Origin of the sequence: Pedobacter terrestris (assembly GCF_052343045.1) — a bacterium.
Taxonomy (GTDB): Bacteria; Bacteroidota; Bacteroidia; order Sphingobacteriales; family Sphingobacteriaceae; genus Pedobacter.
On record NZ_CP180264.1, the window covers coordinates 2016643 to 2033585 of the forward strand.

Annotated in this window: 13 protein-coding genes; 6 read left to right on the forward strand and 7 right to left on the reverse strand. The window is 38.3% G+C overall.

What is annotated here, in order from left to right; all coding sequences use genetic code 11:
• Nucleotides 1-71 precede the first annotated feature (71 nt).
• Nucleotides 72-857 carry an N-acetylmuramoyl-L-alanine amidase family protein gene (locus tag ACJVDH_RS08725; protein WP_443947179.1) on the reverse strand — a complete coding sequence of 262 codons (786 nt, stop codon included), beginning with the start codon at nt 855-857 and terminating at the stop codon, nt 72-74.
• Nucleotides 858-867: 10 nt separating this feature from the next.
• Entirely contained in the window at nt 868-1776 is a 909-nt protein-coding gene (locus ACJVDH_RS08730) for an N-acetylmuramoyl-L-alanine amidase family protein (RefSeq protein WP_443947180.1), read from the reverse strand.
• 119 nt (nt 1777-1895) lie between these two features.
• Here ACJVDH_RS08730 and ACJVDH_RS08735 point away from each other — a divergent pair, with 119 nt between their 5' ends.
• From ACJVDH_RS08735 to trxA, 4 genes are read left to right on the forward strand one after another with little or no spacing between them, the layout of a single operon-like run.
• Complete coding sequence (locus tag ACJVDH_RS08735) at nt 1896-4457, forward strand: putative LPS assembly protein LptD (protein WP_443947181.1); 2562 nt, start codon at nt 1896-1898, stop codon at nt 4455-4457.
• A gap of 4 nt (nt 4458-4461) precedes the next feature.
• A complete protein-coding gene (locus tag ACJVDH_RS08740; RefSeq protein WP_443947182.1) occupies nt 4462-5706 on the forward strand; it encodes a competence/damage-inducible protein A in 1245 nt (414 codons plus the stop codon).
• A gap of 56 nt (nt 5707-5762) precedes the next feature.
• Nucleotides 5763-7109, forward strand: a complete 1347-nt coding sequence (locus ACJVDH_RS08745) for a dihydrolipoamide acetyltransferase family protein (protein ID WP_443947183.1) — start codon at nt 5763-5765, stop codon at nt 7107-7109.
• Between the two features lie 17 nt (nt 7110-7126).
• Nucleotides 7127-7423: a thioredoxin gene (gene trxA, locus ACJVDH_RS08750; RefSeq protein ID WP_443947184.1), complete on the forward strand. Its 297-nt coding sequence runs from the start codon at nt 7127-7129 to the stop codon at nt 7421-7423.
• Nucleotides 7424-7467: 44 nt separating this feature from the next.
• Here trxA and pdeM read toward each other — a convergent pair whose 3' ends face one another.
• Genes pdeM through ACJVDH_RS08770 form a run of 4 tightly spaced genes read right to left on the reverse strand, consistent with a single transcriptional unit; the run spans nt 7468 to nt 13246 of the window.
• Nucleotides 7468-8106 carry a ligase-associated DNA damage response endonuclease PdeM gene (gene pdeM / locus ACJVDH_RS08755; RefSeq protein ID WP_443947185.1) on the reverse strand — a complete coding sequence of 213 codons (639 nt, stop codon included), beginning with the start codon at nt 8104-8106 and terminating at the stop codon, nt 7468-7470.
• The gene (locus ACJVDH_RS08760; RefSeq protein WP_443947186.1) at nt 8107-10581 is read right to left on the reverse strand and encodes a ligase-associated DNA damage response DEXH box helicase; all 2475 of its coding nucleotides are present in this window, start codon (nt 10579-10581) and stop codon (nt 8107-8109) included.
• Nucleotides 10582-10621: 40 nt separating this feature from the next.
• Nucleotides 10622-12214: an ATP-dependent DNA ligase gene (locus tag ACJVDH_RS08765; protein ID WP_443947187.1), complete on the reverse strand. Its 1593-nt coding sequence runs from the start codon at nt 12212-12214 to the stop codon at nt 10622-10624.
• Between the two features lie 3 nt (nt 12215-12217).
• Nucleotides 12218-13246 (reverse strand): ligase-associated DNA damage response exonuclease, encoded by a 1029-nt coding sequence (locus ACJVDH_RS08770; protein ID WP_443947188.1) that lies wholly within the window; start codon nt 13244-13246, stop codon nt 12218-12220.
• Between the two features lie 154 nt (nt 13247-13400).
• Here ACJVDH_RS08770 and ACJVDH_RS08775 point away from each other — a divergent pair, with 154 nt between their 5' ends.
• Nucleotides 13401-14012 carry a SatD family protein gene (locus ACJVDH_RS08775; RefSeq protein WP_443947189.1) on the forward strand — a complete coding sequence of 204 codons (612 nt, stop codon included), beginning with the start codon at nt 13401-13403 and terminating at the stop codon, nt 14010-14012.
• Nucleotides 14012-14725: a DUF3307 domain-containing protein gene (locus tag ACJVDH_RS08780; RefSeq protein WP_443947190.1), complete on the forward strand. Its 714-nt coding sequence runs from the start codon at nt 14012-14014 to the stop codon at nt 14723-14725. Before ACJVDH_RS08775 ends, ACJVDH_RS08780 begins: the two co-directional genes overlap by 1 nt.
• Nucleotides 14726-14774: 49 nt before the next feature.
• Here the strand turns inward: ACJVDH_RS08780 and ACJVDH_RS08785 are convergent, their stop codons facing one another.
• On the reverse strand, nt 14775-16943 hold the full coding sequence (locus tag ACJVDH_RS08785; RefSeq protein ID WP_443947191.1) for a S9 family peptidase: 2169 nt from the start codon (nt 16941-16943) through the stop codon (nt 14775-14777).

Below are 16943 nucleotides of genomic sequence, written 5' to 3' on the forward strand. Positions count from 1 at the left end.
ATATAAACTTTAAGGTTTTTGTTTGGTATATGTTATTAAATTCTATCTGGCATGATCACTTTTGATGCCAGTTATTTTACTTCAACGTTTTTCTTGTACGTTTTGATCGATTCGATAATTGCATCCACAATTTCGTCTTGTCCTTTTGCAGAGTTGATATATTTTTCTTCTTCTGTATTTGAAATAAAACCAACTTCTGTTAACACAGCAGGCATGCCGCATCTTTGTAAAACAAGAACGCCTTGTTCTTTTACTCCGCGACTTTGCCGGTCATTCATGCCAACATAATTGTTTTGGATTAATTTTGCGAATTTAATGCTTTTATCCCGAAAGGTATTTTTTAAAAGCGATAAAATAATAAAAGAACTTGGGTTGTTGGGGTCATAACCGTCGTATTTCGATTTATAATCCTTTTCCAGCTTAATATCGGCATTTTCACGAATGGCCGCATCTTGCTCTTTAAGTCTGTGCGATCCGGCTACAAGTGTTTCTACACCTTTAATGTGCTTGTTTCCGGCAGGCATAGAGTTGCAGTGTATGGATATAAAAAGATCTGCATTTGCTTCATTTGCAATTTCGGCTCTTCGGTAGAGATCTACATCGACATCTTTAGTGCGGGTGTAAATAATTTTTAATGACGGAAGTTCCTCTTTTAAACGGGCACCAAGTTTCAGGCTTATTTTTAAGGCAATATCTTTTTCAGTAGAAACTCTGCCAGATGCACCTGGTTTGCGACCACCATGCCCCGGATCAATTACAATTGTTTTTATTTTATAACTCTGGGCATAAACAGTTTGGTTTGATACGCAACAGAGAAAAAGAGAGAATACAAGGGATGCAAGAAGTTTAAGCTTCATCTAAATAAGTTTAAAAGGAAGTCTCTGCAATACGTTTATAATTTTTTATTGCATTGATAATTCCACCAACAATTTCATTCTGCCCCTCTGGTGAGTTCATGTAATCTTCTTCTTCAGGATTACTTACAAAGCCAATTTCTGTAAGTACCGCAGGCATTGCCGCCCGTGCTAAAACAGCAAGACTTTTTTCCTGCACACCGCGGTTAATTCTTCCGGCATTTACATATTCCTGTTGCAACAGAGAAGCAAACCTTAAACTCCTTTCACGGTTGGTTTGTTTCATTAAAGACAACATAATGTCGTTTTCTGGTGTATTGGCAATAAAACCTTCGTAGTTTTTCTGATAATTATCTTCTAAAAACATTGAAGCATTCTCTCTTTTAATTACCTCATCCTGCTCGCTAAGTCGACCCGTTCCGGATACAAACGTTTCCGTACCGCGTGTAGAGGTGCTTTTTGATGTAACTGTGCGGTATACAGGCACTTTTCTGCCTTTTACTTTTTTATAATAATCTACCACTTTTGAAACCCTTACTGGCATATCATTCAAGTGAATGGAAATAAAGAGGTCTGCTTTTGCGTTGTTCGCAATGTTTATACGTTCATAAAGTGGAATAAAAACATCGGTTTCGCGTGTGTAAATGATTTTGATATCCTTAAGACTATCTTGAAGTGCTTTGCCTAGGTTTAAGGCCGTCTTTAAAGCAACATCTTTTTCTTTAGAATACACCCCATGTGTTGCACCGTCTTTACCACCATGACCTGCATCAATCACAATTGTCTTAATTTTATATTCTTGTGCAAAAGCTTGATTATCAATGCTGTTGATAACTATGAGGCAAATAATAGATGTTAAAATAGTTTTAAGATACATCAATGGTATATTTTTCAGTAATTTTGGACGTTTTTGATTAAACATTTGTGCAAAAATAACATTCAAATACGAATTTGAAACTTCTTACTAGCTCTATTTTACTAATTTCTGTCATTTTATTAACACTGGTTGTTAATAAGGCTAACGCATTTCCCCGCATTTCATTGCAACAAATTATCAAGCTGGATTCGACTAAAAAGGATACAACTAAAGTTAAACCCAAAAGCAACAGTGGTTTAGATAATAAAGTCGAATATAAAGCCGACTCTGTTAAATTTAATAAAAAGAGAAGTGTGGTTTTTATGTATGGCAATGCACGCGTGGTTTACGGTGATTTCGAATTGGATGCCGACTATATCCGTTACGATTCTGAAAAGAAATTGATCTTCGCCAGCGGGCGAAAGGATGCAAAAACCGGAAAATATGTTGGCCGGCCAATTTTTAAATCTGGAGCTGATGGGTCTGCAATCGCCGATTCCCTTTACTACAATTCAGAGACAACCAAAGCACGTGTGTTTGGTGTTTTCTCTGAGCAAGAAGGTGGCTTTTTCTCGGGTGGACAAAGTAAAAAGCAGGTTGATGATGAGCTTCATGTAAAAAATGTAATGTACAGTACCTGTAATTTGCCGCATCCGCATTTTGGTTTGATGATTTCTAAAGGGATTGTTACCGAGAAACAAATTATTACAGGGCCAACGTATATGGTGATTGAAGATGTCCCTACTTTTTTAGGCTTGCCATTTGCATTTTTTCCCAAGCCCAATAAACGTACATCGGGTGTCATTTTACCCACTCCGGGTGAAGATGCAACTAAAGGATTTTTTCTTCAAAACGCGGGGTATTATCTTGGGTTAAATGATTACTGGGACGCAAAGTTATTGGCTACAATTTATACCAATGGCTCTTATGAAACAACGTTGCAAAGTGGTTATGTGAAACGTTATAAGTATAATGGGAATATTAATTTTAATTATTCCAGTTCCAAAAATGGATTGGAAGGTACAGAAGCATTTAATAACCCTGCCAAAGTTTTTCACTTAACCTGGTCACATAGTCAAAATGCAAACGCAAATCCTGGAACAACTTTCAGCGCAAGTGTAAATTTGGGTTCCAGTACCTATTTTGCCGCAACAGCTGCGAATGCAACTTACGATATTCGTGCAATTGCTAACAATACGATGAATAGTAGTATCAGTTACTCAAAAGCATTTGATAATGGAATGAACTACTCTTTAACTTTTGGTAGCGACCAGACGTTGAGTACCAGAGACGTATCTGTAACTTTTCCTACAGGTACTTTTAACGTGCCTACCTTTAGTCCGTTTGATTCTAAAAAACGTGTTGGAGAACAAAAGTGGTATCAAAAAATTACAGTAGGTTACGGTTTGCAAGGAACAAACAGAATTGATACCAAAGACAGTATATTATTCACAAATGATGGTTTACGCGGTTTAAAAACTGGTTTTTCTCAATCTATTCCCGTTGCGTTATCGTTTACTGCATTAAAGTATTTAAACTTCACAATGGGAGGTACGTACAATGAGTACTGGAATATGCAGACTACGCGTAACCGCTATACCGTTTTTGACGATGGAACCTATACTTCAAGAACGGACACAGTTAGTGGTTTTAGTCGGGCCGGAAGTTATAACCTTTCTACCAGCATGTCTACAAAAATTTATGGACTAAAAGAATTTAAAAACCTGGGAAACATTAAAGCAATGCGCCACGTAATGACGCCTACCGTTTCATTAAACTACAATCCCGATTTTACCAAAGCAAATAGCGGCCCTTACAGAGTTGCTGTTGATCAGAACGGAAGTCAGATTTATGATGTTTATGGCGAACCTTTAAAATACTCTATTTTCCAGAACAGTGCTTATCCCGGTTCGTTTTCAACTGAAAATGCTTCTATTGGTTTCAGCTTAGACAATACAGTAGAGCTGAAAGTAGCTTCTAAAAGCGATACCTCAGGCAAAGGGGAAAAGAAGATTCCGATTATTCAGGGGTTGAGCATTAGTGGTTCGTACAACTTTATTGCAACAAGAAATAAGCTGTCAAATCTTGCTTTTTCCGGAAGGTCTCAGTTTACCGATAAACTTGGAATAAATTATAGTGGCTCTTTCGATCCGTATCAACTGGAAACCACTACAGATCCGTCAACCGGTGTGGCTACAACCATTAGAAGCAATCGCTTTACCTGGGCAAATGGTGGTTTGCCACGTTTAACCAATCTCGGTTTTTCTTTTGACTACAGCCTTAATCCGGAAGCTTTGAAGAAGAAAAATGATGTGAATGATAAAATCGAAGATCAAACCAAGAAAAACGGTTTGTCTGATATTCAGTCTTCGCAACTCGCAGCAATCAGTAGAGATCCAAATGCATTTGTAGATTTTAACGTTCCCTGGAATTTAGCATTTTCATACAGTTTTCAATATACAAATAACCTTGGTGTAAGCACGGTAAGTAACTCCCTAAATTTTAATGGCGATTTGAATTTAACACCAAAATGGAAAGTAACCTACAGTTCTGGATATGATTTCAAGAACAGAGGCCTTACTCCGATGAATATCGCCATTTACAGAGATTTGCATTGCTGGGATATGAGTGTAAACTGGGTACCTTTTGGTACATATAAAAGTTATTCATTGACGATAAAAGTGAAAGCGTCTATCTTACAGGATTTGAAATTGAGCAAAAGACAAGGTTTTTACACCACTTACTAAAATTATGCTAGCTGAAATTATAACGATTGGTGATGAAATTTTAATCGGTCAGATTGTTGACACCAATTCTGCCTGGATGGCTAAAAGCCTAAACCATATTGGCATATCTGTAAAACAAATCACTTCAGTTTCTGATGATGAAAATCATATTTTAGATGCACTTGCACAAGCTGAAAAGCGTGTAGATATTGTTTTAGTAACTGGCGGATTAGGGCCAACAAAAGACGATATCACTAAAAAAACACTTGCTAAATATTTCGGCATGGGTTTTAGAAGAGATGAGGCTGCGCTTGAAATGGTTCGTCAGATTTTCGAGAAGTACAAACGCCCTTTACTCGATATTAATTTACAACAAGCAGACGTTCCGGATGGTTGCGAGGTCATTGTAAATAAAAATGGCACTGCACCTTGTATGTGGTTCGAACGGAGTGAAACCATTTTTGTATCGATGCCGGGCGTTCCATTTGAGATGATGTACCTGATGGATGACGAAATACTGCCGCGTATTCAAAAACGATTTACGCTACCCGCTATCATTCATAAAACCATTTTAACCGCCAACATTGGTGAATCATTTTTGGCAAAGGAAATAGAAGATATAGAAGATACTTTGCCTAAACACATCAAACTGGCTTATTTGCCAAAACTAGGTCAGGTACGGTTGCGTTTATCTGCAACTGGTTTGCACGAAAATGTATTAAGAAGCGAAGTGGAGACTTATGCCCGGCAGATTATAAACCGTGTTCCGGATTTTGTAGTTATAGATGAAGACATTCCGTTAGAACAAGCCATATTAAATGTTATGAAAGCCCGCGGACTTACGCTTTCTACTGCAGAAAGTTGTACTGGCGGTTATATTGCGCACTTGATTACGCAACATCCGGGCTGTTCGTCTGTTTATTGGGGCGGTGCAGTGGCTTATGCATATGAGTTAAAAGAATCCATTTTGGGTGTTAATGAAAGCACTTTAAATACTTTTGGCGCGGTAAGTGAAGAAACCGTTACCGAAATGGCGAAAGGTGCCATTACACATTTTAATACTGATTTTTCTATCGCAGTTAGCGGTATTGCCGGTCCAGATGGTGGTACAGATGATAAACCCGTCGGTACGGTTTGGATTGCAATTTCTTCCAAACACAAAACCGTTGCTAAAGTGTTTAATTTCAGTAACAAGCGAATACAAAATATTGAAAGATCTGCGGCATCTGCACTTACAATGCTGTTAAATCTGCTTAAAGAAACAGTTTAGACCAAATAAAAACTGTATTTTTGGGGCATTACCAATGTAAAATACTGTAATTTAATATGGCTCAATACGAACTATTGTTACCTAAAATGGGTGAAAGCGTTGCAGAAGCAACCGTAATCAAATGGGTAAAACAAATCGGTGATTCTATAGACCTGGATGATACTATTCTCGAAATTGCTACAGATAAAGTAGATTCTGAAGTTCCCTCTCCGGTTGCCGGTAAATTGTTACAACAGTTATTTAAGGAAGATGAAGTAGCCCAGGTTGGCGATGTAATTGCCATCATTGAAGTTGATGGTGAGATGGAGCGCAAACCTGCTGAAGCAGTTGCCGAAATTCCAGTTCTAGAGGAGAAAACAGAAACTATACCAGGTGTAGAACAACTTCCAGTACCAACAGAACAAGCAGTTTCTGCACCAGATTTTTCTACCTCAGAAAGATTTTATTCGCCTTTGGTAAAAAGTATTGCTGCACAAGAGAAGATTTCATTGCAGGAACTGGATTCTATTAAAGGTTCTGGTGCCGATGGGCGTTTGAATAAAGATGATTTATTAAATTATTTATCTGCTAAAAACGGTTCCGCTACACCTCCGGAAACTGTAGCATCAACGGCAGTTACTTCTCCAAAACCAATTGTTGAGCCTCAGCCTACAACACCGGTCTCAAATAAAACATCAGTAACCAGCGCTGCAGGTGCAGATGAAATTATTGAGATGGACCGCATGCGTAAACTGATTGCAGACCACATGGTGATGAGCAAAACAACCTCGCCACACGTAACATCGTTTGTAGAAGCCGACGTTACCAATATGGTATTGTGGCGTAATAAAATCAAAAATACTTTTGAAAAAAGGGAAAACGAAAAAATTACCTTTACGCCAATTTTTGTTGAAGCAGTAGCTAAAGCGATTAAAGATTTTCCGATGATTAATGTATCTGTTAATGGTACACAGATTATCAAAAAAGGAAATATCAATATTGGTATGGCGGCCGCTTTGCCAAGCGGAAACCTGATTGTGCCAGTAATCCGAAATGCCGATCAATTAAATTTAGTTGGTTTAACTAAAGCAGTTAATGATCTTGCTGGGCGAGCGCGTGTTTCCAAGTTAAAACCAGACGAAACGCAGGGTGGTACATTTACCTTAACTAATGTTGGTACGTTTGGCAATGTTATGGGAACGCCAATCATCAATCAACCACAAGTTGCAATACTTGCTGTGGGCGCAATTAAGAAAAAACCTGCTGTTTTAGAAACAGAACATGGAGATGTAATTGCCATTAGACATATGATGTTTTTATCGCTTTCATATGATCACCGAGTGGTTGATGGTTCATTGGGAGGAATGTTTGTTCGCCGGGTAGCAGATTACCTGGAAGCTTGGGATTTAAACAGAGAGATCTGAACTTAAAATATAACGCAATGTCTAAATTTTCTGAATTGATTAATGGTGATAAACCGGTTTTAGTAGATTTTTTTGCCGAATGGTGTGGGCCATGTAAATCCATGAAGCCTGTTTTAGAACAGCTTAAAGCCCAAATGGGAGATGCAGTTTCGATTGTAAAGGTTGATATTGATAAAAACCAGCCAGCAGCGTCGGCATACAACATACAAGGTGTACCAACTTTTATTTTATTCAGGAATGGAAAACAATTGTGGCGGCAAAGCGGTGCTTTACCATTAGGGCAACTTAAACAGGTAATAGAAACCAACAAATAATCATTTAAAAAATCTGTTATTGCTCCAATCAATAGCAGATTTTTTTATACTTCTAAAACTGCCGCAGGTGTTATTGCAAAAATACGTTCTTTGTTTTTTGGATACACGGTATACAAACCTGTAAAAGTACTAAAGGCTGGGAGTATAGCGTATTCACTTCCGAAATAAAAACACGGAAACCTAAGGCGTTGTTTGGCTTTGCCTACAATTGCCACACCGGGATGAACATGCCCGCTGATCGGATATAATTCCTCCTCTGTACATTTTGGCGCATCGTGTATAAAACAAAATGGCCCGGAACAAAAACTGGGTTCATGAATTTCAATGCCAAGATCTGCATAGTCGCTGGCTTTAAGTTGGTCATGATTGCCTTTTACAAGTAGAAAAGTAAGTTGTTGGTATTTTTTCTTCCACTCAGCAAAAGCCTCAATATCATGGTTTAGATCATGATGAAACATATCACCATTGATCAGAAGTGTTTGTGGTTGATACTGATCGATCAATCCTTCGAGCCGAACGAGATCGTGATTGGCAACTGTTGCAGGTACAGGCACACCTGCTTTTCTGAAGTGTGCACTTTTGCCCAAATGTAAATCGCTAATAGCCAGCAACTTTTGTTTTGGTAAATATAAAGCCCGCTCTTTATCTAAAATCAATTCTTCCCCGTGGCTGCTTATTGTCATTTACTTAATCTTTTCTGATTCTGCTTTCATCCGTGCAATGCGTTGTTCTAATTCTTCTGAACTCATGTTTTCACGCAAACTATCTACTTTTATAGGGAAAGAAAGTGGCGTAAACCCTTGCGGGTTTGTAATTACAATTGCACCATTCTGTATCCGTTCTAAAGCCGCGGCAAGTCTGGGTTCTTCCAGTTGTTGATAAAAAACCTCATCGTAGGATTGGCGCAAAAGTAAATTATGTTTGTCGTAATCGCTAAATACATTGAAAAATAAACCCGCAGATGACTGCAAGTGTTTATTGGCAACGTATTTACCCGGATATCCTTGAAATACCAATCCAGAAATGCAGGCAATATCTCTGAATTTGCGCCTTGCCATTTCTGTTGAGTTGATACTTTGCGTAATGTCATCGGTAAGATTTTTTGGCGAGAATACCTCATAAGCAATAGACTCGTCCATCGGGATTTCTGTTTCACTCAGCAATTCAAAGCCATAATCATTCATAGCAATGGAAAAACTAATGGGCAACAACCGACTTAACCTGTAAGCCACCAAAGCGGCAAGAACTTCGTGTACCAAACGGCCCTCAAAAGGGTAGGCAAAGAGGTGAAAACCTTCTTTATTATTGATCAGTTCGATAAGCAATTCATTATTCTGAGGTACATGCGAACGTTTTTCTTGCAAAAGAAATAAAGGATAAACTACGTCCAGTTCTTCATCTTGGTGGGTTTTATCCAACGCTTCATTGTATTTTTTGCGCAATACGGCGCCCAGATTTGAAGAAAGTGGAAGTCGGCCGCCGTTCCAGCTTGGCGAAATCGCATTTTTTTGTTTGCTGTTTCGCACAATAACCGTCATATCCTTAACGTGTATGTATTCTAAAACCCGGCCCGCCAGCCTGAAGTTGTCGCCAGCTTTTAATCGGGTTACAAAATATTCTTCAACCATACCAATATATCCTCCGGAAAGAAATTTTACTTTGAGCATGGCATCACTTACAATCGTACCAATATGTAAACGGTGGCGCATGGCCAACATACGGCTTTTCACCTTCCATAAACCATCTTCATCTTTAGTTACTTTTTTAAAATCTTCATAAGCGCTTAAACTGTCTCCTCCAGAGGTAATGAACTGCATTACCCAATGCCATTCTTCTGGTAAAATGAGTTTAAAGGCATGCGTATTTCTAATTTCATCGTAAATGATTTTATCATCAAATCCATCGCCTATGGCCAGTGTAACCAAATATTGAACAAGGATATCGAAGGTCATAATGAAAGGCTCCCGACTTTCGATGTTATTGGTTTTTGCTGCTTCTTTTATTGCGGCTGCTTCTACCAATTCCAACGCATGCGTTGGCAGGAAATATATTTTTGAAGTTTCGTGTGGCGAATGACCCGAACGCCCGGCACGTTGTAGAAATCTGGCAACACCTTTTGGCGATCCAACCTGTACAACGGTATCAACAGGTTTAAAATCTACGCCCAAATCAAGCGAAGAAGTTGCAATAACTGCCTTTAATTGCCCGGTATGCAGGGAATCTTCAATCCAGTTTCTAAGTTCGAAGTCTATAGATCCATGGTGTATTGCAATTCTTCCGGCAAGTTCTGGTTCAAGGTTTAACAGATGCTGATACCACATTTCAGCCTGGCCACGTGTATTGATGAATATGAGCGTGGTTTTGCTTTTTTCTATAATTGGAAGGAGTTTATAGGCTAGTTTTAAACCGAGATGACCTGCCCATGGAAGTGTGTCAATATCATCAGGAAGAACAGATTTAATGACAATTTTTTTCTCAAGATCTGCTCTTACTATAACTTTTTTAGCTTGTAGATTGGGTTCAATCACTTCAAGCGCCTCTTCTATATTTCCTATTGTAGCAGAAATTCCCCAAGTTCTGAGAAGTTGTTCTTTTTCTTGTTTTTGCAGGCCTTTAATTCTGGAAACGGCAAGTTCTACCAATACACCGCGTTTGCTGCCCAGGAGTTCGTGCCATTCGTCTGCAACGATGCATTTTAAACTTTTAAAAATGGTTGATGAACCTTTTTGTGCAAGCAAAAGATGTAGACTTTCTGGTGTGATTAACAAAATTTCGGGCATCGATCTTTTTTGCTGCGCTTTTTCTGCCTGAGAGGTGTCTCCATTTCTAACGCCAACGTGCCAATCCAATTCCAGTTCTAAAAGGGTTTCGCGCATGGCACGAGCGATGTCTTTTGCGAGCGATCTTAATGGAGTAATCCAGATTAATTGCAGTCGATCTTTATTTTTTTTACCTGAAACAGGATTATTTAAGGCTTCAATAACAACAGCGAGAAAGAGAGAAAATGTTTTGCCGAATCCCGTGGGTGCATTAACCAACCCGCTATAGCCATCCAGATAGTAATTCCATGCGTCTTCCTGAAATTTAAACGGCTTTCTTCCATTGTTTTTTAGCCATTGTTTTACTTTCTTATAACCTTTGGTTCTGGTATTCTGCATGTTTTAGATTGGGAGACAAATTTAATTTTAAGAATTATTTTTACAGGGTAGATTTTAACAGTTGCTCCAAATCTTCGAGTGTATTGATTTCGCTGGCATTTTTATCTTTTCGCCAGCGCAAAATACGCGGAAAACGCAAAGCTAAACCGGCTTTATGGCGTTTACTTTCTGCAATGCCCTCAAAGGCAATTTCAAAAACCAATTCGGGCTTAACGGTTCTCACCGGACCAAATTTTTCTATGGCATTTCTGGTTACAAAAGCATTTACTTCTTTAATTTCCTTATCGGTTAAGCCAGAATAAGCTTTTGCTATGGTCACCAGGTTTTCTCCATCGCGCACTGCAAAAGTATAATCGGTAAAGAAATTTGCTCTTCGGCCGCTGCCTTTTTGTGCATAAATCATCACGGCGTCTACGGTGTACGGATTTACTTTCCATTTCCACCAATCTCCTCGTTTTCTGCCGCTGTGGTAATGCGAATTGCATTTTTTAAGCATAATGCCCTCGCTGTTTAAATCCCGTGAGGTTTCTCTTTTTTCTGCCAGTTCCTGCCAGGTTTTACATGACACAATTGGCGAAAGCACAACCGGAGATTGTGCGCCAAGTTGTTCTACCAGTGCCGATAAAATTTCTCGTCTTTTAATGAGTGGTTCTTCTCTGATGTCTTTTGCTTCAAATTCCAGAATATCATATGTGTAAAAACCAATAGGCGCATCTTCCAATTGTTTTTTTGTAATTGTTTTTCTATTTAAACGTTGTTGTAACGTGCTAAAAGACAATACTTGCTGATCTTGTACCGCAAGGATTTCGCCATCTATAACTGTTCCGTCTGGTAAAATATCCTGTAAAAAATGCAATTCCGGAAATTGCTCTGTAACCAGTTCTTCGCCGCGGCTCCAGATAAATAGTTCGCCATTACGTTTTACAATTTGGCCTCTTATGCCATCCCATTTCCATTCTGCCTGCCAATCTGCTATATTGCCCAGATTTTCAGGTTTTTGTTCCAAAGCATAAGCCAGACAAAATGGATATGGCCATGAATTGTCTGTATTTACATGAACGCCTTTAATCAATTCTTGAAAGGTAATTTCATACGGATTCCATTTGCCCATTATGCTATGCATAATTTGTGCACTATCCAATTCACTTTGTTTTGCCAGCGCATTTACCAGCATTTTATTTGATACACCTATGCGGAAATTGCCCGATATAAGTTTATTAAAGATGAATCTCTCTTGCGTATCAAGCGTATTCCATGCGTTGATCACAAATGCCTGTTTGGTTTCGTCACTTTGGCCTTCCAGATTGTGTAAATTTTCAATCCAGGTGTGCAATTGCAAATCAGATGTTTTTTCTGCCGGTGGCAGGAGCAAGGCAATAGTTTCGCTTAAATCGCCTACATTTGCATAGCTTTCATTAAACAACCATTCTGGCGTTTGGGTGATTTCTATAGCCCAGTATTTTATTAATGTTGATTTGATTGGACGTTTTGGCTTTTTGCCCGTAAACAATGCAATTACCCAAACCTTATCCTGATCATTTGCATAGTTGAAGTACGCAACTAATGCAGCAATTTTATCGTTGGTTTTGTTACTGAGTTCCAGCTTCTGTATAAGTTGTGCAAACTGTTTCATAATTTAATGAAGCTCATTTTGAGTAGACAAATCTGCTTCCCGTTCTTCATCGTCTTCTTGTCCGAATTTTGTTAATACTTCTGCAGCTTCTATACCCATTTCATTTAAGAAGCGACTAAATGTTGCGGTAAAGCCATGCGTTACATATACTTTTTCTGCTTCGGTTGCTTTTATGGCGTCTATTAGGCCCGGCCAATCTGCATGGTCACTTAATGCAAAACCCGCATCAGCACTTTGCCAGCGCCTGTGCGCTCTAACCTGCATCCAACCAGAACAAATACCCACAACAGGCTGACTTAAGTTTTTAATCCAACGGCTATCTCTCATTGCTGGCGGTACAATAAGTATTCCGTTGCTCAATTGTTCTTTGCTTATTTCTGGTGTAATGCGTATGGTTTCTGGTAAATTTACACCAGAATCTATGATTACTTCATTTAGATTTGCAATGCTGTTGTGTACATAAATTGGTACATCTCCATAAAGGTTTTTAATGAGCCTTTGCGCTTTTCCCAGACTATATGCAATCAAAACACTTGTTTTATGCTCTTGTATGTTTGATGCAATCCAGTTCTTTATTCCATTGAAAACAATATCTTGTTTCTGCCATTTATATACAGGCAAGCCAAAGGTACTTTCTGAAACAAAAGAATGGCATTTAACGGCTTCAAACGGTGTTGAAATGCCATCACTCTCTGTTTTATAATCTCCAGAGATGACACATATTTCTCCTTTATATTCTAACCGAACTTGTGCCGACCCAATAATATGGCCTGCAGGGAAAAAAGAAATTTGCACGCCGTTTCTGGTGATACTTTGTCCGTATTCCAGCGTTTCTACATCCAAATCTTCACTTATTCTAAGTTTAATGATAGGCTTGGTTAGGGTATGACAAAGATAATGCTTGTTTCCAAAGCGAACGTGATCACTATGGCCGTGTGTAGTTACTGCATAATCAACAGGCCACCAAGGATCTACATAAAAGTTGCCTTGTTTGCAATAAATTCCTCGTTTTGTAAATTCTATTAGCGCCATAACTAGCAAACAAAAATTGATGACAGAAGTTTTTTTATGATATCGGGTAATTAGCCGATAAACTTAAATATCGGGTAATTACCCGATAAATTGAATTATCGGCTAATTACCCGATAATTTTTTTAAATTAGGATTTTTTAAACTAACTTAGTTTATGGTTTGCATTATAACGGGAGATATTGTTGGCTCAAGAAAGGTGAAAGACAGTTGGTTGGCCAGTTTAAAAGCTGGTTTAAAGCTTATTTCGGGCAAAAGCAATAAATGGGAAATATTTAGAGGCGATAGCTTTCAGGTTGAAGTAGAAGCCGAAAATGCCATCCGCGTAGCGGTTTATTTAAAAGCCTGTATCCGCGCAAATAAACCCGCCGATGTAAGAATGGGAATTGGAATTGGTACTGTAAAATCTAAAAACAAAAAGTTAAGTGAATCCAGTGGAGATGCTTTTACAAATTCGGGTTTGGCTTTTGATGGATTGAAGCAGGCAAAAGTAAAACTTGCCATAAAAACAAGTTCGGCAGATTTTGATGAAGAAATCAATTTATTACTTAGACTTGCACTTATTGCAATGGATGGATGGGGAATTGTAGCTTCTGAAATGGTTAAACATGCGTTAGAAAACGAAAATCTGGTACAAAGCGAGCTGGCTTTAATTTCTGGCAGAACACAATCCTCTGTAAGTGAGGCGCTAAAACGTGCCCACTTTTGGGATATTATGGCACTGGATAAATTGTATCGTAAAAAATTGAATTTAGCAGAATTGACTTAATGGATATTTACTTAGTTAAACTTATTCTAGCGCATTTTATTGGCGATTTTTTTCTTCAGCCCAACAGTTGGGTTGCAGATAAGGAACAGAAGAAGGTAAAATCATCAAAATTATATTTGCACGTTGCAGTACATATTGCGTTAATATTTATCGTGTTTTTCAGTTTTAACAGCTGGAAAATCGCGTTTTCAATTGGCTTTATTCATTTCTGTATTGATGTTTTGAAATCATTTGCACAGCGTGCTAAAACCGCACGTTTGTGGTTTTTTATAGATCAGGCTTTGCACGTTATATCTATTGTTCTTATTTGGCATTTGTTCTACGGAAGTACCCTCAATATTGCGTACCTGAACGAACTAAATGTTTGGATTATAGGTCTTGCCGGATTGTTTCTGACTATGCCTGTTGCAATTTTAATGCGTGTAGTAATTGCAAAATGGCTTCCGCCAAACCAACAAAATAACCCGCAATCTTTGCAAAATGCCGGGAAATACATCGGAATACTGGAACGTTTACTGATATTTTTATTTGTTTTAACACACCATTTTGATGCTGTTGGTTTTTTGCTTGCTGCAAAATCTATTTTCCGTTTCGGCGATTTAAAAGAAGCTCATGATATAAAGCTTACAGAGTATGTACTTATTGGTACTTTGCTAAGTTTCGGACTGGCAATTGTAACGGCCATTTTTGTTGGTTATTTAATTGCAAGTTGATTTAAACAATAATGGACGGCCATATTTGCCGTCCATTTGTTGTTTAATTTTATTTAGCTCCGGGAGGGCAATTCTCTCGTAGAAACTTGGTAAAAGTTAAGGAAAGATGTTCACTTGTTCCATCTCCTTCAGAAATACTGTGTGTGCGGTTTGGATAGCTCATCAGCTGAAAAACCTTCTTATTTTTGATTAACTCATTAATTAACATTTCTGCATTCTGGTAATGTACATTATCATCTCCGGTACCGTGGATGTAAAGCAGATTTCCCTGCAAGTTTTTAGCATGTGTAATAGGAGAGCCTTTAATATATGCATCTTTACTTGGAAATGGTGTACCCATATATCTTTCCTGATAAATATTATCGTACGTAAGTTGATTTCCAACTGCAGCAATTGCAATACCTGTTTTATAGATTTCCGGATATTGAAATAAAAGATTAAGCGTTGATGAACCGCCGCCACTCCAGCCCCAAACAGCTACACGGTCTTTATCCATAAAAGGGTAGGTAGCCAATAATTTTTTTGCAGCCATAGCCTGATCGCGGATGTTGATTACGCCAATATTTTTATAAATGCTTTTTCTCCATACAGAACCTTTAGGTACTGGCGCACCGCGATTATCCATAGAAATATAGATGTATCCATCTTGTGCCATATCGCCAGCATACAATCTGTTCATTCCGGCACCATAAGTATCCGATGCGGTAGCAGATGCAGGTTCTCCATAAACATAGAAAACTACCGGATATTTTTTTGAAGGATTAAAATTATCCGGTTTTTTCATCCAGCCATCCAACTCCGTTCCATCTTCTGTAGTTACTTTAAAAAATTCTACCTTATTTTTTGGAGCTTGTTGTTTAGATAACTGCATAGTAATACTTCCATCCATTGTAAAAGGATTTCCCGATTCAAAGTTCATCCATTCAGAAATTGGACGAACAACAGAACTGTTGTAAGTATGACGCGCAAAGGCAGCATTGGGCGAGATATCGTAATTATGTGTTCCCGGTAAAATAGATGGTGTTACTTGCTCCAGTTTACCTTTCCCGTCTAGTTTTGTTTTGAACAAATACCTTTGTGTCGCGTTGTTTGGCGAAGCAATAAAGTATACATAATTGTTTTTTTCGTCAATTAACTTTACGTCGATAACATCATAGTTGCCTTTTGTAATGAGCGTTTGTTTTTTTCCATCGCGACTAATTCTATACAAATGATCCCAACCATCCTTGTCAGACACAATGGTAAACTCTTTATTGTCTGCAAGCCATTTCCACTCGTTTTCTGCATCAATCCAAGCTTTAGCTGTTTCTGTATATACTGCTTTGGCACTTCCGTTTAATGCATTGCAAACGAAAATGATGTTCTCGTTTTGCTGGCGGTTCAATTGTTGAAGAATGATTTCATTACTGCCCGGAATCCATTGCATACGCGGAATATAGTGTTGAATTTGATCGCCGGGAACGTCCAGCCATTTTGTATCTGCGTTTGCAACATCTACCACACCAACTTTACACGCAGAAGGGTTTTCGCCAACTTTAGGATATTCTACCGGAATGGTAAAAGGATAGATAGAATCTGTATTGTTGATCATCAAAAAATTCTTGATTTTACGGGCATCAATTTGCCAATAGGCGATAGATTTACTATCCGGGCTCCATCTAAAACCATCGCGGCAATCAAACTCTTCTTCATATACCCAATCAAAAGTTCCATTAATTAAACGGTCGCTTCCATCTGTAGTTAAAGCTTTCGTGTTTGTTCCGTCTACATTTTCTACATATAAATTGTGTTTGCTAACGTAGGCAACTTTTGTTCCGTCTGGAGAAATTTTTGCAAACATTAAAGAAGATTCAGGTTTATCTTTACCAATCTGAACAATTTTGTTTGCAACCAAATCTGCAAGCCAGTAATCGCCTCGCGTATCATAACGCCAGACTTTTTTGCTATTGGTATAAATAAGCGCTTTAGAACCATCTGCAGAAAACTGAAAACTTCTTACAGCTATTGCACCAGATTTACCGGAAGGCGTAAGCAAGGCACGGGAAACAATAGTTTTACGCTCGTTTTTAGGTAAAGTAACCAAAACAATTTCTCCGCCAGAAATCTGATAATAACCACTTCCTTCTGTATTCCAGTTGATGCCTTGCGCGTTAACATTCTGGTAAACAGATAATAATAGGTATATGACTGCCAGCTTTATAAATAAATTTTTAATCAT

Coding starts and splice junctions, on each gene's coding strand:
- ACJVDH_RS08725 (WP_443947179.1), bottom strand. CDS start 857: ATGAAGCTTAAACTTCTTGCATCCCTTGTATTCTCTCTTTTTCTCTGT.
- ACJVDH_RS08730 (WP_443947180.1), bottom strand. CDS start 1,776: ATGTTTAATCAAAAACGTCCAAAATTACTGAAAAATATACCATTGATG.
- ACJVDH_RS08740 (WP_443947182.1), top strand. CDS start 4,462: ATGCTAGCTGAAATTATAACGATTGGTGATGAAATTTTAATCGGTCAG.
- ACJVDH_RS08745 (WP_443947183.1), top strand. CDS start 5,763: ATGGCTCAATACGAACTATTGTTACCTAAAATGGGTGAAAGCGTTGCA.
- trxA (WP_443947184.1), top strand. CDS start 7,127: ATGTCTAAATTTTCTGAATTGATTAATGGTGATAAACCGGTTTTAGTA.
- pdeM (WP_443947185.1), bottom strand. CDS start 8,106: ATGACAATAAGCAGCCACGGGGAAGAATTGATTTTAGATAAAGAGCGG.
- ACJVDH_RS08760 (WP_443947186.1), bottom strand. CDS start 10,581: ATGCAGAATACCAGAACCAAAGGTTATAAGAAAGTAAAACAATGGCTA.
- ACJVDH_RS08765 (WP_443947187.1), bottom strand. CDS start 12,214: ATGAAACAGTTTGCACAACTTATACAGAAGCTGGAACTCAGTAACAAA.
- ACJVDH_RS08770 (WP_443947188.1), bottom strand. CDS start 13,246: ATGGCGCTAATAGAATTTACAAAACGAGGAATTTATTGCAAACAAGGC.
- ACJVDH_RS08775 (WP_443947189.1), top strand. CDS start 13,401: ATGGTTTGCATTATAACGGGAGATATTGTTGGCTCAAGAAAGGTGAAA.
- ACJVDH_RS08780 (WP_443947190.1), top strand. CDS start 14,012: ATGGATATTTACTTAGTTAAACTTATTCTAGCGCATTTTATTGGCGAT.
- ACJVDH_RS08785 (WP_443947191.1), bottom strand. CDS start 16,943: ATGATTAAAAATTTATTTATAAAGCTGGCAGTCATATACCTATTATTA.